Source organism: Mesorhizobium sp. M2A.F.Ca.ET.037.01.1.1, assembly GCF_003998075.1.
In the GTDB taxonomy this organism is placed as follows: Bacteria; Pseudomonadota; Alphaproteobacteria; order Rhizobiales; family Rhizobiaceae; genus Mesorhizobium.
In genome coordinates this window covers 1-3,558 of record NZ_RZSA01000725.1, presented here as the reverse complement: position 1 = coordinate 3,558, position 3,558 = coordinate 1, and the positions used below count along the sequence as shown (strand labels likewise).

At 65.8% G+C, this 3,558-nt stretch carries 5 protein-coding genes; 3 read left to right on the top strand and 2 right to left on the bottom strand.

The window, feature by feature from the left end; translation table 11 throughout:
- Positions 1-54: 54 nt before the first annotated feature.
- The 3 genes from EOA27_RS27765 to EOA27_RS27755 are packed head-to-tail and all read left to right on the top strand — an operon-like array spanning position 55 to position 1,974.
- The gene (locus EOA27_RS27765; protein ID WP_127257752.1) at positions 55-939 is read left to right on the top strand and encodes a UPF0280 family protein; all 885 of its coding nucleotides are present in this window, start codon (positions 55-57) and stop codon (positions 937-939) included.
- Positions 932-1,516, top strand: coding sequence for an amino acid synthesis family protein (locus EOA27_RS27760; protein WP_126079969.1), 585 nt, complete (start codon positions 932-934; stop codon positions 1,514-1,516). The genes EOA27_RS27765 and EOA27_RS27760 overlap by 8 nt, the downstream gene beginning before the upstream one ends.
- Positions 1,513-1,974: a MarR family transcriptional regulator gene (locus EOA27_RS27755; protein WP_126079968.1), complete on the top strand. Its 462-nt coding sequence runs from the start codon at positions 1,513-1,515 to the stop codon at positions 1,972-1,974. The genes EOA27_RS27760 and EOA27_RS27755 overlap by 4 nt, the downstream gene beginning before the upstream one ends.
- Before the next feature lie 27 nt (positions 1,975-2,001).
- Here the strand turns inward: EOA27_RS27755 and EOA27_RS27750 are convergent, their stop codons facing one another.
- Positions 2,002-3,048 (bottom strand): phosphatase PAP2 family protein, encoded by a 1,047-nt coding sequence (locus tag EOA27_RS27750; RefSeq protein ID WP_126079967.1) that lies wholly within the window; start codon positions 3,046-3,048, stop codon positions 2,002-2,004.
- A gap of 78 nt (positions 3,049-3,126) precedes the next feature.
- Positions 3,127-3,558 (bottom strand): hydantoinase B/oxoprolinase family protein (locus tag EOA27_RS27745; protein WP_189562131.1); only part of this gene is annotated, 432 nt, incomplete at its 5' end.

Sequence of the window (3,558 nt, the reverse complement as noted above, 5' to 3'; positions counted from 1 at the left end):
CCCCTGGCCGCCCCTGGCGCAGCTGCGGCGCGCGGCGGCGAACGGTGCCGGCTGATGAACGGCCCGCAGGCGCATTGGCTTGCCGACGGCCGGCGGCTCCATCTCAACCATGGGCCGATCGATCTCATCGTCGAGGCCTTCGGTTCTGACGACGAACGTCGCGCCGCCTACCAGCAGGCGGTCACGCGCTTCCAGATGATCCTGATCGAACTGGTCGAGGAGCTGCCCGAGTTGCGCCTGCCAGCCTTCTTCCTGGCGCCGCGCGATTTCGCCGGCCCGACGGCGCGCCGCATGGAAGCAGCCGTCATGCCATTGGCGGAATGCTTCATCACCCCGATGGCCGCCGTTGCCGGTTCAGTAGCCGACGAAATTCTTGCCGCAATGCTCGCCGGCCGCCGGCTCGACCGCGCTTATGTCAACAATGGCGGCGATTGCGCCCTCTATCTCGGCAGGGACCAGTCGATGACGGTGGCGATTGCCGGCACCGGCAATGGCATGGCCGATCGCGTCGGCATCCGCGCCGAGGATGGCGTGCGCGGTGTTGCCACCAGCGGCTGGCGCGGCCGCTCGTTTTCGTTCGGCATCGCCGATGCCGTCACCGTTCTCGCTCCGACCGGCGCCGAGGCGGATGCGGCGGCGACGCTGATTGCCAACGCCGTCGACCTGCCCGGTCACCCTGCCATCGCGCGCGTTCCGGCGCGCGACCTGGCGCCCGACAGCGATCTTGGAGAGCAACTGGTGACGCAGAGCGTCGGCGCGCTTTCGCCGGGCGACATTGCCCAGGCGCTGGACAAGGGCCTCGCCGTCGCCGAAGATTTTCGCCGGCGCGGCCTGGTCGCCGCCTCGGCGCTGTTTCTGGCGGGGGAGGCCCGCATCAGCGGCGCGATAGCGCTCGCCGCGCCCAACAAGCATGCACAGGAGGAATTTGCCGATGCCTGAGTTTCCGATCCGCAAGGTCGCGGTGCTGACCGAGGAGATTTTCCACGACGGCGGCCCCGTCGCCCAACAGCCGCGCCTTCGCGCGGCGGCTCTCGCAGTGGTCAAGAACCCTTTCGCCGGGCGCTATGTGGAAGAGCTGCAGGGCGCGATGGAGGACCTGAAGCCGCTGGGCCTCCTGCTTTCAGACAGGCTGATCGCGGCGCTCGGCGGCGACGTGAAGAAGATCGACGGTTACGGCAAGGGCGCCATCGTCGGCACGGCAGGAGAGCTGGAGCACGGCGCGCTCTGGCATGTGCCGGGCGGCTACTCCATGCGCGAGCGGCTCGGCGACGCCAAGGCGATCGTGCCGTCGGCCAAGAAGGTCGGCGCTTTCGGCTCGCGCCTCGACGTGCCGCTCGGCCACATCAACGCCGCCTATGTGCGCAGCCATTTCGACGCCATGGAGGTCGGCATCAGCGACGGCCCGCGCCCCGACGAGATCCTGTTCTGCCTCGCCATGACCTGCGGCCCGCGCGTCCATAACCGCATGGGCGGGCTGGCGGCCGAGGACATCAAGGCATGGGATGGCCTCAGATGAGCGGCGAGGACAATCTGCTGCGGCTGGTCGAGGCCGAGGACGGCGACGAGAACAACTACCATCTGCAGGATCAGGTCGGCTTCATCCTGCGCAAGGCGCATCAGCGCCATGTGTCGATCTTCGCCTCGCATATCAGCGACCTGACGCCGCCGCAATTCGCCGCTCTGGCCAAGCTCTACGACATCGGCGAGACCTCCCAGAACCAGCTGGGAACGCTGATCGCCATGGACGCCGCCACCGTGAAGGGCGTCATCGACCGGCTGAAGGCGCGCGGGCTGGTCGAGGTCTCCAAGCATGAGGTCGACAAGAGGCGGCTGCTGGTCAATCTGACGCCGGAAGGCCGCGAGGCCATTGAGCGGCTGATCCCGCTTGCCCGCAGAATTACAGAGGAAACGCTGGCGCCGCTGACCGCCAAGGAGGCCGCGACGTTCCTGCGGCTGTTGGCGAAGCTGGCCTGATCGGATGGGTTCGGACCTTTGCCACGCTTACGGCGAAACCCTTTCAGCGCGACGCGCTTTAGCCGTGTTTTCGGAAATGCGGGCCGACCACCGCCAGATCGTGGCGACCAGCGCTATCGAGACATAGCCGTCTATCGCGTAGTGCCAGCCCGTATAGACGGAGCCGAATAGGATCAGCGCGGCAAACGCCCATGCCGCTGCCCCGAATCCGCGATTGAGCCGTGTGACGTAGAAGGCATTCAACGTCGCAACGGCCACATGCATGCTGGGCATTGCCGATATCCCTGTGCCGAAGTCGGCCGTTCGCTCGGTGTAGCTCTTTAGCAGGTAATCGGAGAACAGCGTCATGTGCTGGCTGTAGGGATAGAGCCGAAGCGCCTCGTGGAGATCGGTGAAGCGGCTGCCGCCGACGAAGCGGTCATAAAAGATCGGGCCGACGGAAGACAGCAACGTCGCCAGGATCGTGCCGATCACCACCGTCGTCAGCGCCAGCGCCACAAGGTAACGGAGATGGACCGGCTGTCTGGCATGGAAGGCGGCAAGGAACGCCAACGCGAACCACTCGAGGAACCATAGCTGGCTGTAGGTTTTCTCGACCAGCCAGGACAGCGTCGCTGCATCGATCGAATGGGCAATCCGCCAGGGCGCGATGCCATGCAGGAATTCGTCGATATCGGCCACCGCCCTGTCGCCGTAGAAGGGCACGACATTGGGGATGTTCAGCTTGTAGGTGGTGAAGGCGGAGAGACCCAACACGAAGACGCCGACGACGAGCGCCGCTTGCCGACCCCGCGAGCGGAGGAAGCCGATGATGCCATGAAGTGGCTGTTGGGGAGAGGCCATCACCCCAGCTGGAATGGCGATGGCGAGGGCGACCATCCAGCCGGTCAAGACGAGCGTCGAAAGATAGGCGTTGGCCATAGCGATGAAGATCGTTGGCCAAATCAGCATCGCGCTGGCGATGTAGCAAAGACAAAACAGCAGCAGAATGCGGGAGACAACTGCGAGGCCGCCGGGCGGAACAGCGTTGGAGCTGGCCTGGGTGCTGGCCTCCATTTGCTCCGCGACGCTCATGATCCTCTCCCGATCGTGTCGGGAGTACACCTACCGTCCTCGAATTAAGATACGATTGATCAGGCGCTTAAAGATTAGCTATGACGGTATATCGGCGGGCGCGAATCCGAACATCTCCCGCGCCTGCTCAGGTGTGTAGTAGCCGAGCCGGACATCCTCCGCGACCAGCCTCGTGTCGCGCTCGCGTGGATCGCCATAGCCGCCGCCGCCCGGCGTGCCGACGCGCACGCGGTCGCCGGCCTTGAGCGCGATGTCCTGTTCCTTGGAAAGATGCGGCGGCACATGCGCTTCGCTGCCCCGGAACACGGTCACGCTGTTCGGTGCGCCGTCCTTGCCGCCGAGCGCGCCCTGCGGGCCGAAGCGGCCGTGGTCCATGACGAAGGATGCGCGGGCCTCGCCGCGCAGGATCTCGACCTCATAGGCGAGACCGAAGCCGCCGCGATGTTTGCCGGCGCCGCCTGAGCCTTCGCGCAGCGCGTAATGCCGGTAAAGCACCGGAAAAGCCTGCTC